Source organism: Psychrobacter sp. Rd 27.2, assembly GCF_001921755.1.
Taxonomy (GTDB): domain Bacteria; phylum Pseudomonadota; class Gammaproteobacteria; order Pseudomonadales; family Moraxellaceae; genus Psychrobacter; species Psychrobacter celer.
The window spans coordinates 29,519-56,394 of the sequence record NZ_MRYB01000012.1 but is presented as its reverse complement, the minus strand read 5'-3'; the positions used below and the strand labels follow the sequence as shown (position 1 = coordinate 56,394).

At 45.3% G+C, this 26,876-nt stretch carries 40 protein-coding genes; 4 read left to right on the top strand and 36 right to left on the bottom strand.

Annotation, left to right across the window (positions count from 1 at the left end):
- The first annotated feature begins 14 nt into the window (after positions 1-14).
- Positions 15-521 (top strand): DUF4124 domain-containing protein, encoded by a 507-nt coding sequence (locus BTV99_RS10420; RefSeq protein ID WP_075102295.1) that lies wholly within the window; start codon positions 15-17, stop codon positions 519-521.
- Positions 522-658: 137 nt separating this feature from the next.
- Here BTV99_RS10420 and BTV99_RS10415 read toward each other — a convergent pair whose 3' ends face one another.
- Complete coding sequence (locus BTV99_RS10415; RefSeq protein WP_075102294.1) at positions 659-2,476, bottom strand: NAD(P)H-hydrate dehydratase; 1,818 nt, start codon at positions 2,474-2,476, stop codon at positions 659-661.
- A gap of 85 nt (positions 2,477-2,561) precedes the next feature.
- On the opposite strand from BTV99_RS10415, the gene queG reads away from it, so the two are divergent.
- Positions 2,562-3,797: a tRNA epoxyqueuosine(34) reductase QueG gene (gene queG / locus BTV99_RS10410; protein WP_083608618.1), complete on the top strand. Its 1,236-nt coding sequence runs from the start codon at positions 2,562-2,564 to the stop codon at positions 3,795-3,797.
- 217 nt (positions 3,798-4,014) lie between these two features.
- Here the strand turns inward: queG and lysM are convergent, their stop codons facing one another.
- The 6 genes from lysM to BTV99_RS10380 form a co-directional block, all read right to left on the bottom strand.
- Entirely contained in the window at positions 4,015-4,524 is a 510-nt protein-coding gene (gene lysM, locus BTV99_RS10405; RefSeq protein WP_075102293.1) for a peptidoglycan-binding protein LysM, read from the bottom strand.
- A 394-nt stretch (positions 4,525-4,918) separates the two neighbouring features.
- The gene (gene acpP / locus BTV99_RS10400; protein ID WP_068034635.1) at positions 4,919-5,155 is read right to left on the bottom strand and encodes an acyl carrier protein; all 237 of its coding nucleotides are present in this window, start codon (positions 5,153-5,155) and stop codon (positions 4,919-4,921) included.
- 276 nt (positions 5,156-5,431) lie between these two features.
- Positions 5,432-6,160, bottom strand: a complete 729-nt coding sequence (fabG, locus tag BTV99_RS10395; protein WP_075102292.1) for a 3-oxoacyl-ACP reductase FabG — start codon at positions 6,158-6,160, stop codon at positions 5,432-5,434.
- Positions 6,157-7,125 (bottom strand): ACP S-malonyltransferase, encoded by a 969-nt coding sequence (fabD, locus tag BTV99_RS10390; RefSeq protein ID WP_075102291.1) that lies wholly within the window; start codon positions 7,123-7,125, stop codon positions 6,157-6,159. The genes fabG and fabD overlap by 4 nt, the downstream gene beginning before the upstream one ends.
- 422 nt (positions 7,126-7,547) lie before the next feature.
- Entirely contained in the window at positions 7,548-7,730 is a 183-nt protein-coding gene (rpmF, locus tag BTV99_RS10385) for a 50S ribosomal protein L32 (RefSeq protein WP_010196743.1), read from the bottom strand.
- Between the two features lie 319 nt (positions 7,731-8,049).
- Positions 8,050-8,643, bottom strand: a complete 594-nt coding sequence (locus tag BTV99_RS10380) for a DUF177 domain-containing protein (protein WP_075102290.1) — start codon at positions 8,641-8,643, stop codon at positions 8,050-8,052.
- Positions 8,644-8,838: 195 nt separating this feature from the next.
- Here BTV99_RS10380 and BTV99_RS10375 point away from each other — a divergent pair, with 195 nt between their 5' ends.
- Together BTV99_RS10375 and BTV99_RS10370 are read left to right on the top strand one after the other, a co-directional pair.
- Entirely contained in the window at positions 8,839-9,555 is a 717-nt protein-coding gene (locus BTV99_RS10375) for an elongation factor P hydroxylase (RefSeq protein ID WP_075102289.1), read from the top strand.
- A 345-nt stretch (positions 9,556-9,900) separates the two neighbouring features.
- Positions 9,901-10,521, top strand: a complete 621-nt coding sequence (locus BTV99_RS10370) for an L-threonylcarbamoyladenylate synthase (protein ID WP_075102288.1) — start codon at positions 9,901-9,903, stop codon at positions 10,519-10,521.
- Positions 10,522-10,600: 79 nt separating this feature from the next.
- On the opposite strand, the gene rplQ is transcribed toward BTV99_RS10370, so the two are convergent.
- The 29 genes from rplQ to BTV99_RS10225 form a co-directional block, all read right to left on the bottom strand.
- Positions 10,601-10,960 (bottom strand): 50S ribosomal protein L17, encoded by a 360-nt coding sequence (gene rplQ / locus BTV99_RS10365; protein WP_075102287.1) that lies wholly within the window; start codon positions 10,958-10,960, stop codon positions 10,601-10,603.
- A 19-nt stretch (positions 10,961-10,979) separates the two neighbouring features.
- Positions 10,980-11,987: a DNA-directed RNA polymerase subunit alpha gene (gene rpoA, locus BTV99_RS10360; RefSeq protein ID WP_075102286.1), complete on the bottom strand. Its 1,008-nt coding sequence runs from the start codon at positions 11,985-11,987 to the stop codon at positions 10,980-10,982.
- A gap of 81 nt (positions 11,988-12,068) precedes the next feature.
- Positions 12,069-12,710 carry a 30S ribosomal protein S4 gene (gene rpsD, locus BTV99_RS10355; RefSeq protein WP_075102285.1) on the bottom strand — a complete coding sequence of 214 codons (642 nt, stop codon included), beginning with the start codon at positions 12,708-12,710 and terminating at the stop codon, positions 12,069-12,071.
- A 48-nt stretch (positions 12,711-12,758) separates the two neighbouring features.
- The gene (gene rpsK, locus BTV99_RS10350; RefSeq protein WP_058368279.1) at positions 12,759-13,148 is read right to left on the bottom strand and encodes a 30S ribosomal protein S11; all 390 of its coding nucleotides are present in this window, start codon (positions 13,146-13,148) and stop codon (positions 12,759-12,761) included.
- A 20-nt stretch (positions 13,149-13,168) separates the two neighbouring features.
- Positions 13,169-13,525 (bottom strand): 30S ribosomal protein S13, encoded by a 357-nt coding sequence (gene rpsM / locus BTV99_RS10345; RefSeq protein WP_075102284.1) that lies wholly within the window; start codon positions 13,523-13,525, stop codon positions 13,169-13,171.
- 251 nt (positions 13,526-13,776) lie between these two features.
- Positions 13,777-13,893, bottom strand: a complete 117-nt coding sequence (gene rpmJ / locus BTV99_RS10340; protein ID WP_011279805.1) for a 50S ribosomal protein L36 — start codon at positions 13,891-13,893, stop codon at positions 13,777-13,779.
- Positions 13,894-13,925: 32 nt separating this feature from the next.
- Positions 13,926-15,257, bottom strand: coding sequence for a preprotein translocase subunit SecY (gene secY / locus BTV99_RS10335; protein ID WP_178377954.1), 1,332 nt, complete (start codon positions 15,255-15,257; stop codon positions 13,926-13,928).
- A 19-nt stretch (positions 15,258-15,276) separates the two neighbouring features.
- The gene (gene rplO, locus BTV99_RS10330) at positions 15,277-15,717 is read right to left on the bottom strand and encodes a 50S ribosomal protein L15 (RefSeq protein ID WP_075102282.1); all 441 of its coding nucleotides are present in this window, start codon (positions 15,715-15,717) and stop codon (positions 15,277-15,279) included.
- The gene (rpmD, locus tag BTV99_RS10325; protein ID WP_071003155.1) at positions 15,717-15,896 is read right to left on the bottom strand and encodes a 50S ribosomal protein L30; all 180 of its coding nucleotides are present in this window, start codon (positions 15,894-15,896) and stop codon (positions 15,717-15,719) included. The genes rplO and rpmD overlap by 1 nt, the downstream gene beginning before the upstream one ends.
- A 20-nt stretch (positions 15,897-15,916) precedes the next feature.
- The gene (gene rpsE / locus BTV99_RS10320; RefSeq protein ID WP_075102281.1) at positions 15,917-16,432 is read right to left on the bottom strand and encodes a 30S ribosomal protein S5; all 516 of its coding nucleotides are present in this window, start codon (positions 16,430-16,432) and stop codon (positions 15,917-15,919) included.
- Positions 16,433-16,434: 2 nt separating this feature from the next.
- Entirely contained in the window at positions 16,435-16,785 is a 351-nt protein-coding gene (rplR, locus tag BTV99_RS10315; RefSeq protein WP_075102280.1) for a 50S ribosomal protein L18, read from the bottom strand.
- Between the two features lie 11 nt (positions 16,786-16,796).
- Positions 16,797-17,330, bottom strand: coding sequence for a 50S ribosomal protein L6 (rplF, locus tag BTV99_RS10310; protein WP_075102279.1), 534 nt, complete (start codon positions 17,328-17,330; stop codon positions 16,797-16,799).
- A 220-nt stretch (positions 17,331-17,550) separates the two neighbouring features.
- Positions 17,551-17,949: a 30S ribosomal protein S8 gene (rpsH, locus tag BTV99_RS10305; protein ID WP_075102278.1), complete on the bottom strand. Its 399-nt coding sequence runs from the start codon at positions 17,947-17,949 to the stop codon at positions 17,551-17,553.
- A gap of 11 nt (positions 17,950-17,960) precedes the next feature.
- Positions 17,961-18,266 (bottom strand): 30S ribosomal protein S14, encoded by a 306-nt coding sequence (gene rpsN, locus BTV99_RS10300; RefSeq protein ID WP_075102277.1) that lies wholly within the window; start codon positions 18,264-18,266, stop codon positions 17,961-17,963.
- 12 nt (positions 18,267-18,278) lie between these two features.
- Positions 18,279-18,815 carry a 50S ribosomal protein L5 gene (rplE, locus tag BTV99_RS10295; protein ID WP_075102276.1) on the bottom strand — a complete coding sequence of 179 codons (537 nt, stop codon included), beginning with the start codon at positions 18,813-18,815 and terminating at the stop codon, positions 18,279-18,281.
- A gap of 21 nt (positions 18,816-18,836) precedes the next feature.
- Positions 18,837-19,154 (bottom strand): 50S ribosomal protein L24, encoded by a 318-nt coding sequence (gene rplX, locus BTV99_RS10290; RefSeq protein ID WP_075102275.1) that lies wholly within the window; start codon positions 19,152-19,154, stop codon positions 18,837-18,839.
- Positions 19,155-19,162: 8 nt separating this feature from the next.
- Positions 19,163-19,531 (bottom strand): 50S ribosomal protein L14, encoded by a 369-nt coding sequence (gene rplN / locus BTV99_RS10285; RefSeq protein ID WP_010196702.1) that lies wholly within the window; start codon positions 19,529-19,531, stop codon positions 19,163-19,165.
- Positions 19,532-19,713: 182 nt separating this feature from the next.
- Positions 19,714-19,989 (bottom strand): 30S ribosomal protein S17, encoded by a 276-nt coding sequence (rpsQ, locus tag BTV99_RS10280; RefSeq protein ID WP_021813375.1) that lies wholly within the window; start codon positions 19,987-19,989, stop codon positions 19,714-19,716.
- The gene (rpmC, locus tag BTV99_RS10275; RefSeq protein WP_025644397.1) at positions 19,986-20,183 is read right to left on the bottom strand and encodes a 50S ribosomal protein L29; all 198 of its coding nucleotides are present in this window, start codon (positions 20,181-20,183) and stop codon (positions 19,986-19,988) included. The genes rpsQ and rpmC overlap by 4 nt, the downstream gene beginning before the upstream one ends.
- On the bottom strand, positions 20,183-20,596 hold the full coding sequence (gene rplP / locus BTV99_RS10270; RefSeq protein WP_075102274.1) for a 50S ribosomal protein L16: 414 nt from the start codon (positions 20,594-20,596) through the stop codon (positions 20,183-20,185). Before rplP ends, rpmC begins: the two co-directional genes overlap by 1 nt.
- Before the next feature lie 3 nt (positions 20,597-20,599).
- Entirely contained in the window at positions 20,600-21,322 is a 723-nt protein-coding gene (gene rpsC, locus BTV99_RS10265) for a 30S ribosomal protein S3 (RefSeq protein WP_075102273.1), read from the bottom strand.
- Between the two features lie 3 nt (positions 21,323-21,325).
- Positions 21,326-21,655 (bottom strand): 50S ribosomal protein L22, encoded by a 330-nt coding sequence (gene rplV / locus BTV99_RS10260; protein ID WP_045446615.1) that lies wholly within the window; start codon positions 21,653-21,655, stop codon positions 21,326-21,328.
- A gap of 10 nt (positions 21,656-21,665) precedes the next feature.
- On the bottom strand, positions 21,666-21,941 hold the full coding sequence (rpsS, locus tag BTV99_RS10255) for a 30S ribosomal protein S19 (RefSeq protein ID WP_058368265.1): 276 nt from the start codon (positions 21,939-21,941) through the stop codon (positions 21,666-21,668).
- A 12-nt stretch (positions 21,942-21,953) separates the two neighbouring features.
- A complete protein-coding gene (rplB, locus tag BTV99_RS10250) occupies positions 21,954-22,784 on the bottom strand; it encodes a 50S ribosomal protein L2 (protein ID WP_075102272.1) in 831 nt (276 codons plus the stop codon).
- 11 nt (positions 22,785-22,795) lie between these two features.
- Entirely contained in the window at positions 22,796-23,146 is a 351-nt protein-coding gene (rplW, locus tag BTV99_RS10245) for a 50S ribosomal protein L23 (RefSeq protein WP_075102271.1), read from the bottom strand.
- Positions 23,143-23,745, bottom strand: coding sequence for a 50S ribosomal protein L4 (rplD, locus tag BTV99_RS10240; protein WP_075102270.1), 603 nt, complete (start codon positions 23,743-23,745; stop codon positions 23,143-23,145). The genes rplW and rplD overlap by 4 nt, the downstream gene beginning before the upstream one ends.
- A gap of 14 nt (positions 23,746-23,759) precedes the next feature.
- Positions 23,760-24,398, bottom strand: coding sequence for a 50S ribosomal protein L3 (gene rplC / locus BTV99_RS10235; RefSeq protein WP_075102269.1), 639 nt, complete (start codon positions 24,396-24,398; stop codon positions 23,760-23,762).
- 47 nt (positions 24,399-24,445) lie between these two features.
- Positions 24,446-24,757, bottom strand: a complete 312-nt coding sequence (gene rpsJ / locus BTV99_RS10230) for a 30S ribosomal protein S10 (RefSeq protein ID WP_010196670.1) — start codon at positions 24,755-24,757, stop codon at positions 24,446-24,448.
- 466 nt (positions 24,758-25,223) lie between these two features.
- The gene (locus BTV99_RS10225) at positions 25,224-26,861 is read right to left on the bottom strand and encodes an Rne/Rng family ribonuclease (RefSeq protein WP_075102268.1); all 1,638 of its coding nucleotides are present in this window, start codon (positions 26,859-26,861) and stop codon (positions 25,224-25,226) included.
- Positions 26,862-26,876 lie beyond the last annotated feature (15 nt).

Here is a 26,876-nt window from a genome sequence, read left to right as displayed (position 1 = left end):
AGAGGAACTCTGCTATGGCATATGCGTTTTCACAATATACTGCTGCCAAACTCCTTGTCAGTGCGAGTATGGCAGGTATGCTAATGCTGTCGATGAGCGCCAGTCATGCTATTCAAGTGTATAAGTCTATCGGCGCGCATGGCGAGGTGAAATATAGCCAACATGTGCCGCAAAACGGCAAAAATGTCGAGTTGATTGAGTTTCGCAGCGATGGACGGCAAAACAACGCAGGAGAAATGGCGGGGAAAACAGATGCCAGTCAAAGTAGCAACGCTCAGACCGCCGAGCAGCAACGCGTGGCACAGCTAGAGGCTCGTATCAAAGAGCAAGAGGCTCAAGCCAATGCACAGCGTTGTCAGTCACTACGAAATAACTTGACCAACCTCAATGTCGGTGGCCGTATCTATGAAATGGATGCTAATGGCAAACGTCAATATTTAGATGGCCGAGAGATTGAGCTAAAGCGTGAACGGGTACAGCAAGCCATCGATCAATATTGTGGCAACTCTACAGCCTTGTAAACTGCCGCTCTGGGCATGGCGGTTTGCCGCTTATACCAGCTGATTGGGACGTGTCTTCAACTCTCGTCCATTTAGATGACTATCGACTTAATTGAGGACACGCCCTACTTATAGCGTTATCGGTGTTACTGTTGGTCTTACGACCAGCTGTCATCACTGACGGTAATTTCCTGCATGACATGACGAATGGCCGCCGGCATATCTTGCGCCTGTAGCCCTCGTTGACCAATCAATAATGACTTTTTATCGGTTTGGTTGATCAACATATCGCCTGCCATACCGTGTAGAAGCACTGCTTGCTGTAGACTACGCGATTCTCTTATCAAATCCTTTTGCGCCAACAGTCCAGCGATCAGACCAGATAAGACATCGCCCATGCCTGCTGTCGCCATACCCGCATTGCCTGTCGCACAGACATAGATCTGCGCCTGCTGATCTCTTTGCTCTAGCACCAACGATCCTGCCCCCTTTAATACCCAATCACCGCCATAATCTGTCGCACACTGTTTAATAGCAGCCAATCTGTCGCTCTCTACTTGACTGACCTCCATACCTAATAGCTTTGCGGCTTCACCACTGTGCGGTGTCAGGCAGACTGAGTGATGGAAGCTATGCTGCTGCAAAGCCGCGATAAGCGGGTGATGCTCCTTATGCAAAGCCGCCAGATGATACAAGCCATCAGCGTCGATGACGATTGGTTTTTCTTCTGTAATGGCAGCTTTTAGATAGCAGACAAATAATTTTTTGGCTTTATCATCACGCCCCAAGCCCATACCGATAGCGATGACGTTAGCCTCCTTCAGCAATTGCCTTACTCCATCGACATCATGTAGATTTATCGTCATAGCATCGGGCAATGAGGTCAGCAAGGCTGCATGAAAAGCCTCATGACATGCCACAGTGATCTTACCTGCTCCCGTCGCCATGGCACTAGAAGCTGATAGTATCGCCGCACCGCCCATCCCTTGCGAGCCATCCACACGGTTGCCACCGATGATGAGCACATGGCCATAGCTGCCTTTATAGCTGTTTTGCTGGCGAGAGGTCAGAGCGTACGCACTTGTGATCAGCTTTGCCACCGGTTTAAGAGCATCATCCTCCAGCGCATAAGGTATCAGCGCGATGTCGACGACTTGACCACTATAATCCATACCGTCTTTGGTATGCAGACCAAACTTACGCGCCACCAAGCACAGAGTCATATCCGCCTGTATCGCGGCACCAGCAAACACCTCACCTGTCGCCGCGACCAAACCACTAGGAATGTCCACCGCAATCACAAACGGCTTATAGCATTTGGCCAATTGGTTAAATCGATGAATAGCGCTCTGGTAGATGCCTGCTGGCGCACGGTCCAACCCGATACCGAAGATTGCATCGATATAGACATCAGCATGCGCTGCATAATCACTCGCTTGCCATGTACTCGCATCAACATCGATATCAGGGCTAGCGTCCCACTCAGTGCACATCTCTTCAAAGCGATGATAACGACACCCATGTGCCAATGCTATTTGTTTTGCTCTTTCGGCATTAGAGATAGACGTCGCACTATTTATATCAGCATCCTTTATTATAGAGTCATCTGTCTCAAGATCGTCTTTGCTAAAACCAACTGTCACGACTTGTACCAGCCAGCCCATGCGCTGTAGATAATGCGCAATGAGCCAGCCATCACCGCCGTTATTGCCCTTACCTACCCAGATACTCGCCCACTGCTGATACCTATGACGACGGGCAGGTGTACCGTTGATAGAAGCGCTCGGCCTCGCACATTTTTGTTCATTTGCTTTTTGTATATACTGCGCCATCTGCCACGCTGCTTGCTGCATAAGCCCAAAGCTATCGTGCCCTTGTGCAAACCACGCCTGCTCCATGGCATAGACCTGCTCACTGTTATACAGTGCGGTGGTCTCATTAGGCATTATTGACGCTAAATGACAATCCGGTTTCATATTCGCTCCTTTATTCATTTTTATGCTTGCACTCCATACTCACTGCCTTATCATAGCGGTACTTCTTTGATTCTTATTGTTCTTTATGTCTACTTTCTCAAAACCCGACTTACCCGACACCTCTAACGGCCAGACAGCGGCTGCGACGCCTGCTCACCTCTCACAGGTACCCAGCAAAAAAATCGACGTCAAAAATGACTCACCATTCACAAGTGCCGAGGATGTCAAGCGGTGGATTAAGTCTCAAGCACAGGCGTTGGGGTTTGGGGACTGTGGTTTTCTCTCCGTGCATCATCCGTTATTTGCTCAGCAGATGACGCAGCTACAGCAATGGCTGGCAAAAGGCTATGAAGGACAGTTGCAGTTTATGCACAACAATCATCATTTGCGCGCTCATCCCGACCAGCTGGTAGAGGGTGCCAAAACCATCATCAGTGTGCGCATGGATTATTTGACGCAGACGCCGACGCCGCGGACGGTCGCTGATAACGATTTTCCCAATCAAGGCATCATAGCGCGTTATGCGCGAGGGCGCGACTATCATAAAACCATGCGCAGTCGCCTAAAGCAATTGGCATTACAAATCGAAGCCATGCTTCCTGAATGGCAACACCTGGATGTCGGCTCGGCGCAAGAGTTTGTTTTTCGGCCATTTAGTGACTCAGCCCCCATCTTTGAGCGACCAATCGCAGATGCCGCTGGTCTTGGCTGGACAGGCAAACATACTTTGCTGCTCAACAAACAAGCAGGCTCCTTTTTTGTACTAGGAGAGCTGTTCATCAGTCTCGAGCTACCAGACGACGCTCCTGTCAAGTCGCATTGCGGCAGTTGTAGCGCTTGTATTGATGTCTGTCCCACTCAGGCCATTGTCGCTCCTTATGAGCTAAACGCCTCTGCTTGTATCTCTTATTTGACCATCGAACATGATGGTATCATCGATGAAAAATATCGCCGCGCCATTGGCAATCGCGTCTTTGGTTGTGATGATTGCCAGCTCATCTGTCCGTGGAACCGTTATGCCAATATCACAACTGTCGAAGACTTTGCACCGCGGCACAGTCTTGACAACAGCAGTTTGCTTGAGCTGTGGCAATGGCAAGAAGCGGATTTTATGCAAAAAACCCAAGGCAGCCCGCTTAGACGCACAGGCTACGTTAATTTTTTACGCAATATCGCGATTGCACTTGGCAATGCCAACGGCTGTCAAGAAGTCATCACCCAATTGCAGGCTAAGCTGCAGACCCATAACGCCATGCTAGACGAGCATATACATTGGGCAATCTCTGAACAACAACGAAAGCTCAGCGGTACTGATACTTAATATTCTGTCTTATCACAGCTGCTTATGATTATTCGCTTCTTATGATGAGTCGCTGCTTAGTCAAATAGCTTTAACCAGTGATGTCAACAACCTCTTACCCAATAAAAAGCGCCTCTTATGTAAGAGACGCTTTTTATTGGGTGAGCAATCTTTTTAATACAGTACTTTTTAATACAACACTTTCCAGCTTATTTATCTATTGTATTAAGCTATTACATTAAGGTTTTGGAATACGTAAGACTTGGCCTGGGTAGATTTTGTCTGGGTCAGATAACATGGGCTTATTGGCCTCAAAAATCTTCATATAATCCCCAGATGAGCCATACACCTCTTTGGCAATCTTCGATAAGCTATCGCCAGATTCTACCGTATACATGGTTGATTCTGGAGCATCTTCTTCGATATCGATATTATCGATGACTTTTGCTACATTTTGCACGTTACCGATGGCGATAATGGCTTTTTCGCGGTCTGCTTGTGTCTTGGCATTACCGCTGATTTCTGCAGTATCTGTCGTACCATTGTATTTGATCTTTAGATTGCTGATATTCAGATTTTGCTGCTGAATACGGCGAAGCAAAATATTGGCTACTGACTGGGCAGAAGGCTCAGTGCTCTGTACTGGGGTGTTGGCATCTGCTTTGGTCTCTGATTTGGCGTCATGTTTGGCATCATCACGATTAAAGATTTTTTCGCCGATGTCTTTTGCAAAACTAAAAATACCCATCTAACTACTCCTTGAACTATTGTTATTTGTTATGCATCGTTATTGTTGTAGATAATGTCTCACTATCAGTGATGTCAGTAATATTCATCGTACATAAACGTTAACGCAATAGCTTCATACGCAATTAATTCATACATAGCGTCAATCCATATACAACGATGTCTGCATCACGTCGACATTTTGAGTATAACAAAACTGCTTCATTTGAATAGTAAGAGTATGTTGAGTAATGTTAATTTCATAAAGTATATGTTAATACTTTGAGATTGCTGAATATTCAAACATGTCACTAAAATCTATATATTAAATAAGACAAGCACAAAAAAACCGCCAACCCATAGGGCAAGCGGCTTTTTAGACTGGCTGAGCCAATCAGATGGCGATGACTACAGCATTATAGCTGGGCTTGTACGTAATCGATTGCTTTTTGAACCGTGGTCAACTCTGCAGAGTCTTCATCAGGAATAGTGATACCAAAATCACTTTCAAATGACATTACCAACTCAACCAAATCTAGTGAATCTGCACCTAGATCTTCCATGAATGAGGCGTCGTTGTTGATGTCTTCAACGTTCATACCCAATTGCTCAGCCACAGCTGATTTAACTCTTAGCTCGGTATCGTTGCTCATGTAGATTGCTCCTTTATCATCTATTATTTTTAATAAACTGCTATAGCGTGCGGTCTACACTCTATAGCATGGTATATAAAATGGGATTTGCCAGATCAGCGACATCGCTGTCTGAGTACTCTATGACACCTGATACAGTCTGTCTAATGTCTACTAAAGTCCTGTCATGATACAGTGCTTTGACATAAAAGTGTCCGTCATTATAACACCCTTTATTATAGTTTACACTCGTTCACACAGTTTTTTATTATTTCTATGTAACACTTGTGCGTCACTTTACATATACATCCCGCCATTGACTGGAATGACTGCGCCAGTTATATAGCTGGCCTCATCGCTGGCTAGGAAGTGTACAGCAGCAGCGATATCTTCTGGCTGACCCAAACGGCTGATAGGGACAGCGTCGAGCATCGAGTTTAGCAAACGCTCGTCTAACTCGTCCGTCATGTCCGTTTCGATCAGACCTGGTGCGACGCAGTTGATGGTCACCTGTCTTGAGCCAATCTCGCGCGCCAGCGTCCGGCTAAAGCCTTCGACACCCGCTTTGGTAGCAGCATAGTTGGACTGACCTGCATTACCCATCTGCGCCACCACAGAGGTGATATTGATGATGCGTCCTCGGCGTGCTTTCATCATGCCGCGTACCGCACGTTTGCTCATACGATAGACTGAGGTTAAGTTGGTATCGACGACGTTTTCCCAATCCTCGTCTTTCATACGCATTAGCAACCCGTCTTGGGTGATACCGGCATTGTTGACCAATACTTGTACGGCACCGTAGACGCTTTCAATCTCTTCAAATAACTTTTCGATTTGCGCGGTATCACGGACGTCTAATACGCGGCCGATACCGCCGGTATCGTGTAGATACTCATCAATCAGCTCAGCGCCCTTTTCGGTGGTCGCCGTGCCAATCACAAAGTGTCCTTCTTTTGCAAACCGCTTGGCGACAGCTTTACCGATACCGCGACTGGCACCAGTGACTAGGGTAATTGTGCGGCTCATGATAACACCTCCATTAACTTATCTAGACGGGCAGGCTTATCTGTAGGATAGCTGGTAATCGGCTGTGCTTGGCGCTTGGCCAAGTTGCTGAGTACGTTGCCACTGCCGCATTCGATTAATACATTGATTTGTTTATCAGCCAGCTCTTGCATGGTCTGCGACCACAAGACCGGTTGGCTTAGTTGCTCAGTCAGTGCTTGTTTGATGCCAGCGGCACTGGTTTCAACGCGCGCATGGCGGTTTTGAATCACAGGAATGGTGGCTTGATCAAACTTGATACCTGCCAATATCTCGGCTAGGGCATCACTTGCAGGCGCCATCAATGCGCAGTGAGACGGTACACTGACCTTCAAAGGTATGGATTTTTTGCCCGTATTTTGTACTTTATCGATAACAGCATTCACACCAGCTGCGTTGCCCGAAATGACCACTTGCCCTGGACTGTTAAAGTTAGCAGCGCCCACGATGGCATCATCGACATGCTCGGTCGCTTGCTCACAGAGGTTTTCGACTCGGTGATCCTCTAACCCCAACACAGCTGCCATAGCGGTATCCACACCGACCACAGCCTCTTGCATCAACTGGCCGCGTTTATGCACCAAGGTGACCGCATCGGCAAGTGAGATCACTTCAGCGGCGCAAAGGGCGCTGTACTCACCTAACGAGTGACCCGCTAGGTAGCAAGGCGCCGTAGTGATTTTTTGTTGTAAGATACGCCAAATTGCCATACTTGCTGTCAGTAGCGCAGGCTGCGTATATTGGGTTTGATTGAGCTTTTCTTCGTCTTGACAGATTGCCCATAAGTCCTCGCCAAGCGCGTCGCTGGCTTCGGTAAAGGTTTCGCGAATCTCTGGGTAGAGGTCAGCAAGCTCGCTAGTCATCCCGACTACTTGCGATCCTTGTCCAGGAAAAATCACCGCCATACGAGTCGGCTGCTTTTTTACCATATCGGGTACAGAGGCCATAACCAATATTCCTTATTTAATTGGAAATATCCCTAAATCAATGGGGGTTATTATATTATTAAATACTGTATAAAGCCGTTGATTTGACGTTTGGTCTAAAAAACGGAACATTCGTAAACTATACACTGACACACGCTATTATCATAGTAGGTGGTGCGGCAAAGGTGAGCAAAACCCTGACTTAATGGATGGTAGCTGCATCGGTGTTTGTCTACAAAAGAGAGTAACATCATACGCTTTTTAGACAAAAAGTCTAAAAAAACGATAGCAAAAAGCCAAGTTATCCAGCCACATAATTTATGATAGCGAAATAACTTGGCTTTTTTTGGCTTAAAGCGAATTGCTTCATAACAGCGACACAAAAATAATGATAGTCACCTGTACTATCATTATTTTGTATTGACCATTATAAAACCAACGACTTAAGCGTCTTGACTGACCTTAAATAACTGACGGCCACGGTAGAAACCATCTTTAGTCATGTGGTGACGACGATGTTTTTCACCAGTGGTAGCATCTACGCTTAGCTCAGCCACTTCCATACGATGGTGTGAACGGCGCATGTCACGACGAGAACGGCTTTTACGACTTTTTTGAACAGCCATGATATAGCTCCTATACTTAAAGGGATAAGCTTAAAATTCAGCTTTAGTCGATACTGACAGAGGCTATAGAATCACAACAACCTAAGTCTTAAGCATCATTGGTTAAATAGATTGCCACCTACATAAAGTGCTGACTGCGTCTAAAATCGATAGAAAATTTGCCCAGTCAGCTTCTATCAGCAAGCAACTTGTTGCTAGAATGCAATAAACCGGACATTATACGCATGTTTGATGGATTAATAAAGCCCTGCCTTTCACTCTTTGACAGAAAGCAGATAAAAGGCATCATAATCTGTCATAGGCTCATTTGCCACCGCGATTATAGTTTGCCTTTGAGCGATGCCAATGCTGCAAAAGGATTTTCGTTTTCTTCTTCCTCTGGAATCTCACCAAACTGCTCAACACTCATTTCACAATCATCGTGCTTAGGGGCCATGGGTGTTTTGAGCAATATCTCATCTTCTACCAGCTTTTTTAATGGCAGCAAGTTTTCTGGCGATTGCTCAGGAATGATTTCATCAAGTAATAAATAATCCTGCTCTTCATCGACCAAGCTTATTTGGCTGTCATCATCCAATAACGCGATGTCATAATCATCAGACAAATCAATGGCAATTGGCTGCAAACAGCGCTGACAGGTGAGCCAGATATCGCCCGCCAAGGTAAAGGCGAGATGCAGCACATTATTATGACGGTATAATTGAGTATTTAGCTGTATTGTTTGTTGCTCATGCTCTGTGGTCAATATGGCAGCCAAACGCTCAAAACTGCGTGGTTCCACCTCTCCTGCCCACTCAAACCCACTGTCGGCCCATTTATCTAACGAGATATTTTCAGGCATAACGCTTGATACGGGCGCTTTTTTATGGTCAGTGTTATTTGCTGACGGCTTATTTTCTAAAGTGTTTGACATGCGCGGCCTCATTCATCAAAACGGTGTATAATATTGCCTGCCATACTAACGGAAAGCACCGAGGGGTGCCAGCGCTAGTATGTTACTATTTTTTGATACCGGCTATATTTTACCGCATTGCCGCTTCACTCTGCCGCTTGGCCTTCGCTCACAAGGTCTTTTGTCTTTATTCTCTATTTACGCTGTACCCGACCTATGACTTGTTTTACCCATCCGATAGATTTTTCTACCCTCCAGCCCCGTATTCATGCGCCGATATTACGTCAGCGTCTGAGCCGCTTAATAGCCTCTAGCCACCCAGATAATGCGCTATCATCAATCATGACAAACTCGCACCTATCAATCTGGCAAGAGGGCTGGCAAAAAATATCTACTACAAAGGTAGACGGTGGCCAGCAGCCTTCCGTAGTAGATAGTGAACAAGCGGCAACTGATTGGCTGATTGACTTGTTTAATACAGTGTTTGCGCATCAAAAGGTTGTATTGGTTCGTGGTCAGGGTGAGCCAGAATACCTCCCTGCAACAGACACTCTACCAGCGAGAATTGAGTTCGCGCATGGGTTCTTTGCCAGCGCCCTGCACGAAATCAGCCATTGGTGCATCGCTGGTAAGGCACGGCGGCAGTTGGCAGACTTTGGCTACTGGTATGCCCCAGATGGCCGTAGTGAAGCGCAGCAGCAAGCGTTTGAGCGCGTAGAGATCAAACCGCAAGCCCTAGAGTGTTTATTCACCTTAGCATGCAGGCGTGTGTTTCGAGTGTCACAAGACAACTTGTTTGCGGACTTCGATACCAGCAGTAGCACCTTTGCACTCGACGTATATCAGCAAGCTGAGGACTATATCGCCCGCCCTCATACCCTGCCCCGCGATGCTAAAACCTTATTGCATACTTTTTTGTGCGTGTGCAATTAATTTATAATTCATCTTAAATAAAACGAACATATAGTATATGTGCTCTGTGCTGCTGGTATTTATCTCACGCAGCATCGTCTATAAAGTCACCATAAGCGCGGCTAAAATAAAGCAGGCGCTTTTGATATCATCATAAACCGTTAACGATTTTCTACGCATCGTAACGCCCTACCACTAAACTTATATTTACCTTGCGCTATACTAAACCAGTAAAGCGCCTTACTTGTCTTTGTCACTCTATATCATACCCCCGTGTCAGCAGTCATTGATCCATAGTATCACTCACAATAAGGCGACGTAGTACTGCTCATCGATACTGTTATAATTATAAAATAAGGAACGATTATGCAAGTTTTTTATATTCATCCCGACAATCCGCAGCCTCGTCTGATCGCTCAAGCAGCCGAACTGCTGCGCAAAGATCAACTAATCATCTACCCTACCGATACCAGCTACGCTTTTGGGTGCCGTTTGGGCGCAAAAGAGGCCTTAGACAAACTTAAGCAAATCCGCGCACTGGATGATAAACACCAATTTACTTTACTTTGTCGCGATTTAAGCGAGATTGCCACCTATGCGACCGTAGACAATGCTCAGTATAAACAACTAAAAGCGCATACCCCAGCCCCGATTACTTTTATCCTAAATGCGACAAAAGATGTCCCTAAAAAGTTGGCGCATCCTAAGAAAAAAACCATTGGTATCCGTGTACCAAGCAATCCTATCGCTCAAGCATTATTAGAAGCCATGGATGAACCAATTTTGACCAGCTCATTGATACTGCCTGAGCGTGACGACATCCTTGATGATCCTTTTGAAATCGAAGAGTTATTAAGCAATCAAATTGATGGTTTGATCAATGCTGGTATCAAGACCACCAAGCTGACGACCATTGTAGATATGACCGGTGGGGTGCCTGAAATCATCAGACAAGGTGCAGCCGATGTTGATTCATTATTATTGTAATTAGCGACAAACTCGAAACATAAAAAAAGGCTCCAATTCAATTGGAGCCTTTCTTATAAATTATATCGTCAATGCAAAATTAATCGCGATCAACCAATTCTACATAAGCCATTGGCGCGTTGTCACCGTCACGATGACCACATTTTACGATACGTAGATAACCACCTGGACGCGTTTGGTAACGAGGACCTAACGTGCCAAATAGTTTACCGACCATAGCTTTGCTACGCATACGGCTAAATGCCAAACGGCGATTAGCAACGCTGTCTTCTTTAGCCAAAGTGATCAATGGCTCAGCAACGCGGCGCAATTCTTTAGCTTTTGGCAAAGTAGTTTTGATCAGTTCATGCTCAAACAATGAGTTGGTCATGTTCTGAAACATTGCCTTACGATGACTGCCGGTACGACCCAGCTTGACTCCACTCTTACGATGGCGCATAGTCAAAAATCCTTAAAGTTTAACGGCTACGATAAGAAAAGCGATCATCGACACGAAGGTCAGCTGGCGGCCAGTTGTCTAGGCGCATACCGAGCTCTAAATCTTTAGACGCTAGTACGTCTTTGATTTCGGTCAATGATTTCTTACCAAGATTTGGGGTTTTTAGTAGTTCAGTCTCTGAACGCTGTACCAAATCACCGATATAGTAAATGTTTTCAGCTTTCAAGCAGTTGGCTGAGCGAACCGTTAGTTCAAGATCGTCCACAGGGCGTAATAGCACCGGATCGACCTCTTCTTTTTCTTTCACAGGCTCAGGCGCTTCTTCAGCTTCTAGGTCAACAAAGATAGAAATCTGTTGTTGTAAAATAGTGGCTGCTTTACGAATTGCTTCTTCTGGATCTATAGTGCCATTAGTTTCAAGCTCAACGATAAGACGATCAAGATCAGTACGCTGCTCTACGCGAGCGTTCTCAACCTGATAAGCAACACGTAGCACAGGACTAAAGCTTGCATCAAGCTTTAAACGTCCGATTGCTTTAGTGTCACCATCTTCACGGCGCTGGTTTGCTGGCTCATATCCACGACCCATTACTACGCGCAAACGCATCTTAAGATGACCACGGTCACTTAATGTACCCAACACCAAATCTGGATTGATGATATCTACATTATGCGGTAGCGTGATGTCTGCAGCAGTAATAGTGCCTGGACCTTGTTTATCCAAGGTCAAAAATACTTCATTTTGGTCATGAAGGGTAATCGCCAAGCCTTTCAGGTTCAAAAGCAAGTCAAGTACGTCTTCTTGTAGTCCTTCAAGCGTTGAGTACTCATGGTCAACACCATCAATCTCAGCTTCAATGACTGCAGCACCAGGTAATGAAGATAACAAGATGCGACGCAGAGCATTCCCGAGGGTATGCCCAAAGCCGCGTTCTAACGGTTCGAGCGTGACTTTCGCAATCGTTTCATTCACCGTATCCACATTAATGGCGTTCGGCGTTAGAAACTCAGTTGCATTTAGCATCATGATGTCACCTCGATTTATTAAACTGGTTTAATTAACGTTCATTGCTCAACGCCATGATTATGACATTGAGCGGTACGTCATTTACTTAGAGTATAGCTCAACGATCAAGCTTTCGTTGATTTCAGCAGGTAGATCAATACGATCAGGCGCTTGTTTAAACGTGCCTTGTAGTTTGCTGTGATCAACATCTAGCCATTCTGGAATGCCACGCTGAGTCGCTAGTTCGATAGCGTTTTTGATACGTAGCTGTTCGCGAGACTTCTCTTGGATAGCGATGACATCACCATCTTGCAACTGAATTGATGGAATGTTCACACGAACAAACTCATCACGGCCAGCTTTTTTTACCATAACAGCACGATGGCTGACTAGCTGACGTGCTTCGGCGCGAGTTGAGCCAAAGCCCATGCGATATACTACGTTGTCTAAACGGCTCTCAAGCATTGCTAGTAGGTTTTCACCAGTAGCACCACGCTTACGAGCAGCTTCTTTATAGTAGTTCGCAAACTGACGCTCTAGTACACCGTAGATACGCTTAACTTTTTGTTTTTCACGTAACTGCAAAGAGTACTCTGAGCTTTTGTTACGGCTCACACCATGTTGACCAGGTGGACGAGCAGCTTTCTTTGTTTTTACGTCATATGGCTTAACACCAGACTTAAGGCCTAAGTCTGTGCCTTCACGACGTGATAATTTGAGTTTTGGTCCAATATAACGGGCCATTGTTATGTCTCCTATAAGCTCTTATGATAAAAAGCTTCGTCTTTAATATTAGACGCGGCGCTTTTTCGGCGCACGGCAACCATTGTGTGGGATTGGGGTTACATCAGAAATGCTGTTTACTTTATAACCCAATGCACCTAGTGCTCTTACCGCAGACTCACGACCCGGTCCTGGTCCTTTGACCAAAACATCGATATTCTTAACACCATACTCTTGAGCGGCTTTACCAGCAACTTCAGCTGCAACCTGGGCTGCAAATGGTGTAGATTTACGTGAACCACGGAAGCCTTGTCCACCTGAAGTGGCCCAAGCCAGTGCATTACCTTGACGATCGGTAATCGTAACAATGGTGTTATTAAAAGACGCATGGATATGGGCAACGCCCTCCGATACTGAACGACGAGTCACTTTTTTGCGACTACGAGTGTCTTTAGCCATCTTTTAGCTTCCTAAGTTAATTATCTTTTGAGAGGGCGTGTCGGACCCTTGCGAGTACGAGCGTTGTTTTTGGTGTTTTGACCACGAACAGGCAGGTTACGGCGATGGCGGATGCCACGGTAACAGCCTAGATCAACCAAACGCTTGATATTCATAGACACTTCACGACGAAGATCACCTTCAGTCATGTATTCTGCAACTTGTGCACGGATAGCATCTAACTGTGTATCATCTAACTGACTGACTTTAGTAGTAGGAGCGATGCCAACTGCGTCTAAAATTTTCTGAGCAGTGGTACGGCCTACACCAAAGATGTAAGTTAGTGAAATAACAGCATGCTTATTATCCGGAATGTTTACGCCGGCAATACGAGCCATTGATTTCTCTCCATTAAAGAAAAATAAGCGTTATTTATCAATAAGGCTGTATTTTTCAGATTTGTTGCTGTCAATACGAAAGCTTTTATAATGACTATCGCTGCTTTGACTCATCAATAAGCCCATTCATCGACAGTATTATAAAAGTTTTGCATAAACTACGGCAAGTGGCGGATGATATCGCATCCGCCGTTATTTTTCAAGTATTAATTGCTATAGTAACAAAACCGAAGGTTTGTTGCTACTAGATATTAACCTTGACGTTGCTTGTGGCGAGGTTCTGCTGTACAAATAACATGTACACGGCCTTTACGGCGCACAACTTTACAGCTACCACAAATCTTTTTAACTGATGCTTGAACTTTCATAGCATGCTCCTTTGAGATATCGTACCGCTCATTTAAGGTTGAGTGGGCGATTGAATTAACGTCTGATCATGATATTGATGGGTCATCAAGTGCGCTTGAATTTGCGAGATGAAGTCCATTACCACAACCACCATAATCAGCAAAGACGTACCACCAAGCTGGAAAGGTACACCAAACGATGACTGGACGACCATTGGCATTAAACAAATAACCGTCATATACATCGCGCCAATAAAGGTCAGTCGGTTTAATACATGATCGAGGTAACGCTGAGTTTGTTGTCCGGGGCGAATACCTGGAATATACGCTCCACTACGTTTAAGGTTTTCTGCTACTTCACGCGGGCTAAAGACCAATGCCGTATAAAAATAACAGAAGAAAATAATCATTGCGCCAAACAGTACTAAATATAGCGGTTGTCCTGGCGACAGTACCAATGCCATATTTTGTAATATTTTTTGTGTAAAAGTAGGATCTGTTGACTGACCGACCCACTGCCCTAAACTGGCTGGAAACAACAATAAAGAGCTGGCAAAAATGGCGGGAATAACCCCTGCCATGTTTAATTTCAGCGGCAAATGTGACTGCTGCTGAGCATAAATCTTGCGCCCTTGCTGCTGTTTCTGTGCATAATTAACAGGGACACGGCGCTGGGCACGTTCAATATAAACGATACCAGCGGTCACCGCGATGCCTAGTAACACAAAAATAAACAGTACAATCAAATTCATCTGACCTTGATTGACCTGCTCGATAGACTGCGAAATCATACCTGGCGTACCGGCTACAATACTGGCAAAAATCAGCATTGAGATACCGTTACCGACACCGCGCTCTGTAATCTGCTCACCAAGCCACATCAAGAACATAGCACCTGCTACCAGCGAAGTAACCGCTGGAATATAAAAGGTCAGGCCGGTAGATAAAGTAAGATTTTGGCTGATTAAGCCAGCACACATTCCTAATGACTGTACTAGAGCCAAAGCAAGCGTTCCTTGACGGGTATACTTGTTTAGCTTGCGTCGTCCTGCTTCACCTTCTTTTTTGAGGGCTTCAAGCGATGGCAGTACCGCAGACATCATCTGTACAATAATCGATGCTGAAATATATGGCATGATGCCAAGTGCCATGATCGACATACGCTCTAGCGCACCACCTGAAAACATATTGAACATGCTCAAAATGGTATTTTCGTTGCGCGAAAACAGATCAGCCAAGTTGACCGGATTGATACCCGGTACTGGAATATGCGACCCTAAACGATAAACAATCAATGCGCCGATTAAGAATAATAAACGCGTCCATAGCTCATCATACTTGCGTATGAAGGCAAATGGATTGAGCGGTATACCACTTGAGGTCATTGATTGTTTTGACACGTTACTACTCCTCGATGCTACCACCAGCAGCTTCGATTGCAAGCTTGGCGCCTTTTGTTACTTTGATACCTTTGAAGGTATAAGCTTTAGTAACTTCGCCTGATAGCATAACGCGAGCACGTTTCATATCGTGACGGATAAGGTTGGCTGCTTTTAGCGTTTCAATGCTAACCACATCGCCTTCAATTTTGTTCAGCTCAGACAGACGAACTTCTGCAGTTGTCATTGCCATTTTACTGGTAAAACCGAATTTTGGTAGACGACGATATAAAGGCATTTGACCACCTTCAAATCCTGAGCGAATGCTAGAACCTGAACGAGACTTTTGGCCTTTTACACCGCGGCCACCAGTCTTACCAAGACCTGAACCGATACCACGACCACGACGTTGGGCAGTTTTCTTTGCGCCAACACCTGGTGATAATTCATTTAATCTAAGACCCATTACGCTTCCTCCACTTTTACCATGTAGTTGACGCGATTAACCATACCACGGGTTGAAGGAGTATCCTCAACGACCACACTATGACCAATACGGCGTAAACCCAATCCTTTCAAGCTCGCTTTGTGGCTCTTTAGGCGATGGGCACCCGATTTAAATTGAGTGACTTTCATTTTTTTCATCGTAACTCACCTAGTCTAAGTTAACCCAAGATTTCGTCTACAGATTTACCACGCTTTGCTGCCATCTTTTCTGGAGTTGACATATCACGTAAACCGTTAAACGTTGCACGAACAACGTTAGCAGTGTTGGTAGAACCATAACATTTAGTCAAAACATCTTTGACACCAGCAACTTCTAATACCGCACGCATTGCGCCACCGGCGATTACGCCAGTACCTTCAGATGCAGGCTGCATAAAGACTTTACTAGCACCATGACGTGCTTTGATCGGATGATACAAAGTTGCATCATTTAGCTCAACAGTAATCATGTTGCGCTTAGCAGCTTCTAGTGCTTTTTGGATAGCAGCTGGCACTTCACGTGCTTTACCACGGCCAAAACCAACACGGCCATTACCATCACCCACTACCGTCAAGGCGGTGAATGAGAAAATACGACCACCTTTAACTACTTTTGCAACACGATCAACGGTAACTAAGCGTTCTACTAGACCGTCAGTCTGTTCATTTTTATCATTTTTATCATTTCTAGCCATGATTAAAACTCCAATCCGTTTTCGCGAGCAGCTTCAGCCAAAGCTTTTACTCGACCATGATATTTAAAACCACTACGGTCAAAGGCAACTTTCGTAATGCCAGCTGCTTTTGCGCGTTCTGCGATCATTTGGCCTACAGACGTTGCTGCATCAACATTACCAGTTGAGCCAGAGCGTAAGCTGCTGTCTAAGGTAGATGCCTGAGCAATCACTTCACCACCGTTTGGAGAGATAATCTGGGCATAAATATGTCTTGGTGTACGGTTAACCGTTAAGCGATGAACGCCTAGATGACGGATATGCGCACGGGTTTTCTTTGCTCGACGTAGACGAGCTGCTTTTTTATCAAACATTTCAACTCACCTTATTTTTTCTTAGCTTCTTTGCGAATCACATGCTCGTCACTATAACGAATACCTTTACCTTTATAAGGCTCAGGTGGGCGGAAACCACGGATATTAGCCGCTGCTTGACCAAGCTGCTGCTTATCGTTTGATTTCAAAACGATTTCAGTTTGCGTTGGGGTTTCAGCTGACACACCTTCAGGTAGCGTATATTCTACTGGATGTGAGTAACCAACGTTTAGGGTTACTTTGTTACCAGTAGCTTGTGCGCGATAACCAACACCAATTAGCTGAAGACGTTTTTCAAAGCCTTCGCTCACGCCTGTTACATAGTTGTTTAACAGTGCGCGCATGGTGCCTGTGTGCATCATAGCTTCTTTTGAATCGACTGCAGGTGAGAAAATGATAGCATCATCTTCCTGTTTCAGCTCGACCAATTCATGCAGGCGTAAAGACATAGTGCCGTTCTTGCCTTTAACTTCGACCTGCCGATCGTTCAAAGTAACGCTTACGCCGTTTGGCAGCGTCACTGGGGCTTTAGCCACACGAGACATAGGAATATTCCTTAAAAAATTAACTTGCTTTTATTAGCGAAAAAACTAACAGGCTAAAAAGCCTGCTAGTTTAGCATAATTGTCCCCATTAAACACCATACAATTTTATTAAAATCTGATGTTTAGCTTTCTAAGCTTGTCATGTACCACTATAAATTACGACAGGCTTAATGGGTTCAAGTAGACTTTATCGTCTGATTACCTAAGCAACAAATGCTAATTAGGCAACGAATGCGACGATTTCACCACCGACACCAGCAGCGCGTGCAGCACGATCGCTCATGATGCCTTGACTGGTTGATACGATAGCAACACCCATACCTTGCTTAACAGTAGGGATAGCGTCTTTGCCGCGATGCTGGCGTAGGCCAGGACGGCTATAACGTTGGATCGTTTCGATGACAGGGCGGCCTTCGAAATATTTTAACTCGATAGTTAGTGTCGCTTTGTTGTTTTCTTCTTCTGTCACAACTGCGCTCGCCACATAACCTTCAGCAACCAATAAATCAGCGATTGATTTACGTAGTTTAGAGCTCGGCATTGCTACCGATACTTTATTGGCCATTTGTGCGTTACGAATACGGGTTAGCATATCCCCAACGGTATCTTGCATACTCATGTAGTTACTCCTTACCAGCTTGCTTTACGAACACCAGGCACATCGCCTTGCATGACACGCTCACGCAGCATATTGCGTGATAAGCCAAACTTGCGGAAGTAACCGTGAGGACGACCGGTGATAGCACAACGATTGCGTAGACGTACTGGTGAGGCGTTGCGTGGTAGTGCTTGTAGCTCTAACATCGCGTCCATACGCTCTTCGTCTGATGCGTTGATATCACTGATAGTTTGTTTTAGCTTGATACGCTTTTCAGCATACTTAGCAACCATTTTTTCGCGTTTTAATTCGCGGTTAATCATGCTCTTCTTTGCCATAACGTCTTTACCTTATTTAAATGGGAAGCCGAATGCTTTAAGCAACGCACGACCTTCTTCATCAGTACCTGCTGACGTAGTGATGGTCACATCCATACCGCGGATGCGATCGATCTTGTCAAAATCTACTTCTGGGAATACGATTTGTTCTTTGATACCCAATGAGTAGTTGCCACGTCCGTCAAAGGCTTTAGGCGAAAAACCGCGGAAATCACGAATACGAGGAATTGCAATGGCAATGAGACGATCTAAAAATTCGTACATTTGCTCACCGCGTAGCGTTACTTTACAGCCAATTGGCCATTCTTCACGAATCTTAAAACCAGCAACTGATTTGCGCGCTTTGGTGATAACAGGTTTTTGACCAGCAATAGCGGTCATGTCAGAAACAGCACCTTCAAGCAATTTCTTGTCTTGAGACGCGCCGCCTACACCCATATTCAGTGTGATCTTGGTGATTTTAGGCACCTGCATCACGTTTGCCAAACCAAGCTCTTCTTTGATTTGCTGTTTTAATTTATCGTTATATAAAGATTTTAATCTTGCCATTACCATTACACCCTTAGTGTCTTACGCAGTCGCCACTACTTCACCGTTTGAACGATAGACGCGTTGTTTGTTGCCGTCTTCGTCAAACTGATAAGTAATACGATCTGCTTTTTGGGTTTGCGCATTTAAGATTGCGACATTTGAAATATGCAAAAAAGCTTCTTGCTTAACGATACCACCTTCAGTACCAGTCGCCTGATTTGGCTTTTGGTGCTTGGTGACGATGTTAATGCCTTCAACTTTAATACGATCATTTTTTACAGCTTGTACAGTACCTTGCTTGCCTTTGTCTTTCCCAGCAATCACGATAACTGTATCGCCTTTACGTAATTTTGACATGGATTACCTCACAATACTTCTGGTGCTAGTGATACAATTTTCATAAACTGATCACCACGTAGTTCACGAGTTACCGGTCCAAAAATACGAGTTGCAATCGGTGCTTTATTTTGGTTCAACAATACCGCAGCATTGTCATCAAAACGCAGGACAGAACCATCAGGACGACGAACGCCTTTTTTGGTACGTACAACTACTGCATTCATCACGTCGCCTTTTTTGACACGACCACGCGGAATGGCTTCTTTAACCGTTACTTTAATAATGTCGCCAACTGATGCATAACGACGATGAGAACCACCCAGTACTTTAATGCACTGAACTCGCCTTGCACCGCTATTGTCTGCAACTTCCAGCATTGACTCAACCTGAATCATAGCGTTACTCCACACGTATGAGCAATAAAAACCAGTTGCTGCCGCTAGCACAGTATGAGTAGACGGCATTTTTTAATAAATAACCGCGACTTACTCTTAATGTGAGTGATATGCGACGGGCGCAATCAGCATCCTTAAAAAGGCGGCTATTTTAACAGCTTCTGGCTTTTAATGCAATTTACTTAGATTTTTTCTACTTTTTCAACCACATCAACTAAAGTCCAAGACTTAGTTTTTGAGATTGGACGCGTTTCTTTGATGCGGACAAGGTCGCCTTGTTGGCAAACGTTATTCTCATCATGGGCTTTGATTTTTGTAGAACGACGAAGCTGTTTGCCATACAAAGGATGACGGACCAGACGCTCAATCAAAACTGTGATGGATTTGTCCATCTTGTCGCTGACAACTCGTCCTGTCAATACGCTAGCATTGGTAGCTGTTTGATTGTTATCGCTCATGAGTCGCCTCGTTGTTTCTCGTTAATCAAAGTCTGAAGCTGAGCAATCGTACGACGATTGGCACGTACTTCATGGGTATTACCCAACTGACCAGTTGCTTTAGCCATACGAATACGGAAAGCATCAAGTTGCTTTTCATCAAGTAACTGGGTCAGTTCTTCTAATGATTTATCACGTAATTCACTGATCTTCATTACATTATCGTCCGCTTAACAATGGTAGTTTTAAAGGGCAGTTTTGCCGCAGCAAGCGTTAAGGCTTCGCGAGCAAGCTCTTCTGAGACCCCTTCGATTTCATATAGCACTTTACCAGGTTTGATTTCGCATACCCAATACTCGACAGGACCTTTACCTTTACCCATACGTACTTCTAGAGGCTTGTTGGTGATTGGTTTGTCTGGGAATACACGAATCCAAATTTTACCGCCACGCTTGATTTTACGAGTGATGGTACGACGTGCTGCTTCAATTTGACGAGCTGTCATACGACCACGCGTCAGTGATTTTAGACCAATTTGTCCGAATGCAACGGTGCTTCCACGATGAGCAAGACCTGTGTTACGACCTTTGTGCATTTTACGAAACTTGGTACGTTTTGGCTGTAACATAGTTTAACCTCTGTCTGAGTTTCGACGGTTTCCACGACCACGGCGTTTTGGCGCACGAGGCTTCTCTTCGTTGACGGGATTGTAAACACTGTTCATACCGTCAAGAATCTCTCCGCGGAAAATCCAAACTTTAACACCGATGGTGCCGTAAGTTGTCTCGGCGCGAATTGACGCATAGTCAATATCAGCACGGAGTGTATGCAATGGCACACGACCTTCACGGTACCATTCAGTACGAGCAATCTCAGCACCGCCAAGACGGCCAGACAGCTCAACTTTAATACCTTTAGCACCAGAGCGCATGCTGTTTTGTACGGCGCGCTTCATGGCACGACGGAACATAACACGGCGCTCAAGCTGGCTACCGATACCGTCTGCTACCAAACGTGCATCTAGATCAGGCGATGTGATTTCTTCAATGTTGACCTGAGCAGGTACGCCCATGATTTTGGTCAATTCTTTTTGAAGTCTTTCGATATCTTCGCCTTTTTTACCGATCACGATACCAGGACGCGCAGTAGCGATGGTGATCTTAGCTGCGCCAGTAGGACGCTCGATCATGATGTTGCTGATCATCGCGTTGTCTAGCTTTTTGCGTAGATACTCACGAACTTGAATATCGTTGATGAGGTATTCTGAGTATTGTTTAGGGTTAGCATACCAGTTTGCGTTATGCTTTTTTACAACACCAAGACGAATTCCGATTGGATGTACTTTTTGACCCATAACTTATTCTCCTACCTTTATAGTGATGTGACAAGTACGCTTACTGATACGATCAGCGCGACCTTTAGCACGTGGTAGGATACGTTTTAGCGTAATGCCTTCATCAACGTAGATGGTTGATACTTTTAAAGTATCGATATCTAAGCCGTTGTTGTGTTCGGCATTGGCGATGGCTGAGTTAAGGCATTTCTTAACAAACACAGCGCCTTTTTTGTTGCTATACGTTAGGATATCCAAAGCACGCTCAATCGATTTGCCACGAACTTCATCAGCAACGAGTCTAACTTTTTGTGCCGATATGGCGGCACCGCGTAATTTTGCAGTTACTTCCATGGTAAGCACCTTATCTCTTAGCTTTTTTGTCAATGCCATGACCACGATATGTACGAGTCGGGGCAAATTCACCTAGTTTATGACCAACCATCTGCTCGCTTACGATAACCGGTACGTGAGTACGGCCGTTGTGAACAGATAAAGTTAGGCCAACCATTTGTGGCAGAATCATCGAGCGGCGCGACCAAGTCTTAATTGGCTTGCGAGAGTTGGTGTCAATAGCATTCTCAACTTTGGCAAACAAATGCGCGTCTATGAATGGACCTTTTTTCAATGAACGAGGCATGAAATTCTTCCTTTATTTCTTCTTGGCGCGACGGCGACGGATGATCATACTGTCAGTACGCTTATTGTGACGCGTTTTAAGTCCTTTAGACTTCTGACCCCAAGGGCTAGTAGGATGGCGACCTTTGTTACGACCTTCACCACCACCATGTGGGTGATCAACCGGGTTCATAGCGACACCACGAACTGAAGGACGAACACCGCGCCAACGTGAAGCACCGGCTTTACCAAGTGATTTCAAGTTATTTTCAGTATTAGATACTTCACCGATAACCGCACGGCAGTTCACGTGTACGCGGCGAGTCTCACCTGAACGTAGACGTAGAATTGCGTAGATACCATCACGGCCTAGTAGCTGAACGCTAGCACCCGCAGAGCGAGCAATCTGTGCACCTTTACCGATTTTAAGCTCGATATTGTGAATCACAGTACCCAATGGGATGTTTTTTAGCGGTAAGCAGTTACCTGGGCGGATTGGAGAAGCTTCGCCTGACTGTACAGTATCGCCAGCAGCTAGTTTCTTTGGTGCAATAATATAACGACGTTCGCCATCAGCGTACTTAAGTAGTGCAATATGAGCAGTACGGTTAGGATCGTATTCGATACGCTCGACCGTCGCTGGGATATTGTCTTTAGTACGTTTAAAATCGATAACACGATAATGATGCTTGTGACCACCACCAACGTGACGAGTGGTTATGCGACCGTTATTGTTACGACCACCTGACTTACTTTTTGATTCGACAAGCGCTGCATAAGGACGACCTTTGTAAAGGTGTGGATGCACCACTTTTTCAACAAAACGACGGCCTGGTGATGTTGGCTTTGCTTTTACGATAGGCATGAGTGTAATCCTTATTCGTTGTTCGCTGTTTCACTAGTAGAATCAGTCGCGTTTGCAACTTCTTCACCAGCATCAGCCATTTGTACATCTTGACCAGCTTTTAAGGTAACATAGGCTTTTTTATAGTCGTTACGACGGCCGATACTCTTACCAAAACGCTTTGTCTTACCTTTAACATTCAAAGTGTTCACTTTAGTAACTTCAACACCTTCGAACATCATCTCAACTGCTTTTTTGACTTCTAGCTTAGTAGCGTTAGAGTCAACTTTAAATACCTGCACACCAAGTGAGTCGCCAAGCATTTGAGATTTTTCTGAGAATACAGGCCCTCTTAAGACCTGATAAAGTCTTGCGTTATTCATGCTAGTGCTTCCTCAAATTGTTTCGCAGCTTCAACTGACATGATCACTTTATCAAATGCGATCAAACTCACTGGATCCACTTCGTTTGTACCAAGTACATTGACGTGTGGAATGTTGCGAGCGGCTAAGTATAAATTTTCGTCAACTTCTTTGGTGACGATGAGTGCACGAGGTGCATTAAGCTCATTTAACTTTGCAATCAGCTCTTTGGTCTTTGGCTCAGAAACGCTTAGCTCTTCTACCAAAATCAAACGCTCTTGGCGAATCAATTCGGCTAGGATACACTGCATCGCACCGCGATACATTTTACGGTTTACTTTCTGTGACCAATCTTGTGGTTTTGCAGCAAATGCACGACCACCTGAACGCCAGATTGGGCTACGAATAGAGCCTGCACGAGCGCGACCAGTACCTTTTTGGCGCCATGGCTTGATGCCACCGCCAGAAACTTCGGCACGGGTTTTTTGCGCACGTGTACCTTGACGGCTACCTGCAAGATATGCAGTGACGACCTGATGCACTAATGCTTCGTTGAATTCACGACCAAAAGCCGTATCAGAAAGCTCAACCGCCGCACCTGTAACTGTTTTTAAATCCACGTTAATCCCCTTGCTTAGGCTTTGACTGACGGACGTACGATGACATCGCCACCGGTGGCACCTGGGATAGCACCCTTGATGACAAGTAACCCTTTTTCGGCATCCACTGATATCACTTCTAGGCCCTGAACGGTAACGCGCTTGTTACCCATTTGACCTGGCATCTTTTTGCCTTTGAAGACTTTACCTGGAGACTGGTTCTGACCAGTTGAACCAAGGGCACGGTGAGATACTGAGTTACCGTGAGTCGCATCTTGCATGCTAAAGTTGTGACGCTTTACGCCGCCTTGAAAGCCTTTACCTTTACTTTGTCCTGTGACATCAACCATCTGACCTTGCTCGAACAAGTCAGCTAGGATCTCACCGCCAATCTCACGACCTTCAAGTTCGCTATCATTGACACGAAATTCCCAAACACCACGGCCAGCTTTAACGCCAGCTTTCGCGAAGTGACCTTTTTGTGCGGCCGTTACGCGGCTGTCACGACGGGTACCTGTGGTGATTTGGATGGCTTGATAACCATCTACATCAGTATTTTTTACTTGAGTAATGCGGTTTGCATCGACCTCAACCACTGTGACAGGGATAGATGCGCCTGCTTCAGTGAAGACACGGGTCATGCCGCATTTTTTACCGACTAAACCGATCGCCATTTTAGACCTCTTTATATCTTATATTAATGGGTTGGGTGTGTTTTGCATTAACCCAAAGCAATTTGAACGTCAACACCCGCCGCTAAATCAAGCTTCATTAGCGCATCCACAGTTTTGTCAGTAGGCTGAACAATATCAACCATACGCTTGTGGGTACGAATTTCGTACTGGTCACGTGCGTCTTTGTTGACGTGTGGTGAGGTTAGAACGTTGAAACGCTCAATGCGAGTCGGCAACGGTACAGGACCACAAACTTGCGCACCGGTGCGCTTTGCAGTATCGACAATCTCTTGGGCCGACTGATCAATCAGACGATGATCAAATGACTTGAGACGGATACGGATTCTCTGGTTAGCCATGCCAGCAAGCTCCTAATATGTGCCTTTGTCATTCTTGCGCTGCAAGATTATGATCAAAAGCCGTTTGGTTAAAGATTTACTTCAAGCGGCTTCCCATTCTTTGCAGAATCTGTTCTTCGAGAGAACCAGCAGCGTGCTAAAAGCAAAATAATTTAAAGCCCCGCCAACCCTCCCACTTTTATGGATGTCAGCAAAGGCATAATGAAATAGTGCTAGAAACGATGCTCTAGCTGTCATAGCGCCAGCTGTTTTATTGGCTGCGCATATATAATTCAGTGGTGTGTATTATACATAGAATTTTGGTCATTGCAAGAGTAATATCAATGGGCGCTTGAGATTTTACCCTTTATAAACAAGCGTTTTTATCGATAATATTTTTATTAAAGTCTCTTTTACACCCTGATAAAACATCAATAAAACCTCTCAATAATGGCCGTTATTCTAGGGTGTGTATTCAATTCACTCGCTAGTCTAAAACGATATCATACTGCTCTTGAGTGTAAAGGTTTTCGACATCGAAGGTGATAACCCGGCCTAATAAATACTCCAAATCAGCGACGGTGTCTGATTCTGAGGTGAGCAGTAAATCGATCACAGCGGCATGAGCCACCACGGTAAACTTTTTTGGAGAATTATAAGTGCGAGCGCAGCGCATGATTTCGCGAAAAATCTCAAAGCAGACGGTCTCAGCGGTCTTAACAAAGCCGCGACCTTGGCAGGTAGAACACGGCTCACAGAGCTGCTGCCCCAGCGACTCACGGGTACGTTTGCGCGTCATTTCAACCAAGCCCAGCTCACTGACTTGGGTGATTTTGGTCTTAGCATAATCTTGCGCCAACTGCTCTTGCAGACTGGTCAATACGTCATCTTTGTGCTGCTGCTCGAGCATATCGATAAAGTCGAGGATAATAATACCGCCCAGATTGCGCAGTCGTAGTTGGCGGGCGATGGCATGGGTGGCTTCAAGATTGGTCTTATAAACCGTATCCTCTAATGAGCGACCACCGACAAAAGAGCCGGTATTGACATCAATGGTCGTCATGGCTTCGGTTTGATCGATAATCAAATAGCCGCCAGATTTGAGATCGACACGGCGTTTGAGCGCATCTCGCAGATCATCTTCGACTCGGTGCACATCAAATAGTGATTGTTCTGCCGTGTAGTGAACGATGCGATCATAGATAAAGGGTACAAACTCTTTGGCAAAGTATCTGACTTGCTCATACACCTGCTTATTATCGATGACGACTTTTTCGGTATCACTATGTACCAAATCGCGTATCGAACGTAACGGTAAGGATAATTCTTGATAGATCAGCTCTGAGCTTTGATGATGATTGATCTCTTGACGGCGTGCGCAGATCGTTCGCCATAACTGCAACAGATAGTAGATGTCTTCTTCTAGTTTTGCGACTGGCACACGCTCAGCAGCCGTACGTGCAATCAGGCCGCCCTTGAGATTGACTGTCTGCATCAGATAGGTCAGCTCGGTTTTTAGACGCGTGCGCTCATCAGCGCCATCGATACGCTGTGAGATGCCGATATGGTCGCTCGATGGTAGATAAACCAAATAACGTGAAGGCAGCGAGATATTGGTGGTCAAGCGCGCGCCTTTACTGCCGAGCTGATCTTTGGTCACTTGCACAAGGATACGTTGGCTCTCATGCAAACGGTGCTGAATCAAGGTCTTGGCGGCTGGTACGACTTCTGTACTCTGCACCTCGACCACAGGCGGCGTCACTGCTAGGTCTTCTGTCGCACCAATCACGGTGTCATCGCTAATCGCGTGCTCATTGGCCATACCATCGACAGTAGTACCAGCTTGAGCGTGACTGTCGTTGGCTATTGTGTTTGTCTTATCTACTACCGGACGCGGCTCGCGCTGCATATCGTTGACGTGTAAAAACGCTGTGCGTGATTGACCGATATCAACAAAAGCGGCCTGCATACCTGGCAGGACACGTACCACCGTACCCAAATAAATATTGCCCACCAACCCCAATTTATGATGACGCTCAATATAAATCTCGCCCAAAATGCCGTTGTCTAGCACGGCGACACGCGACTCCATTGGACTAATATTAATCAGCAGCTCTTCGGACATAATATTTTTCTCTTA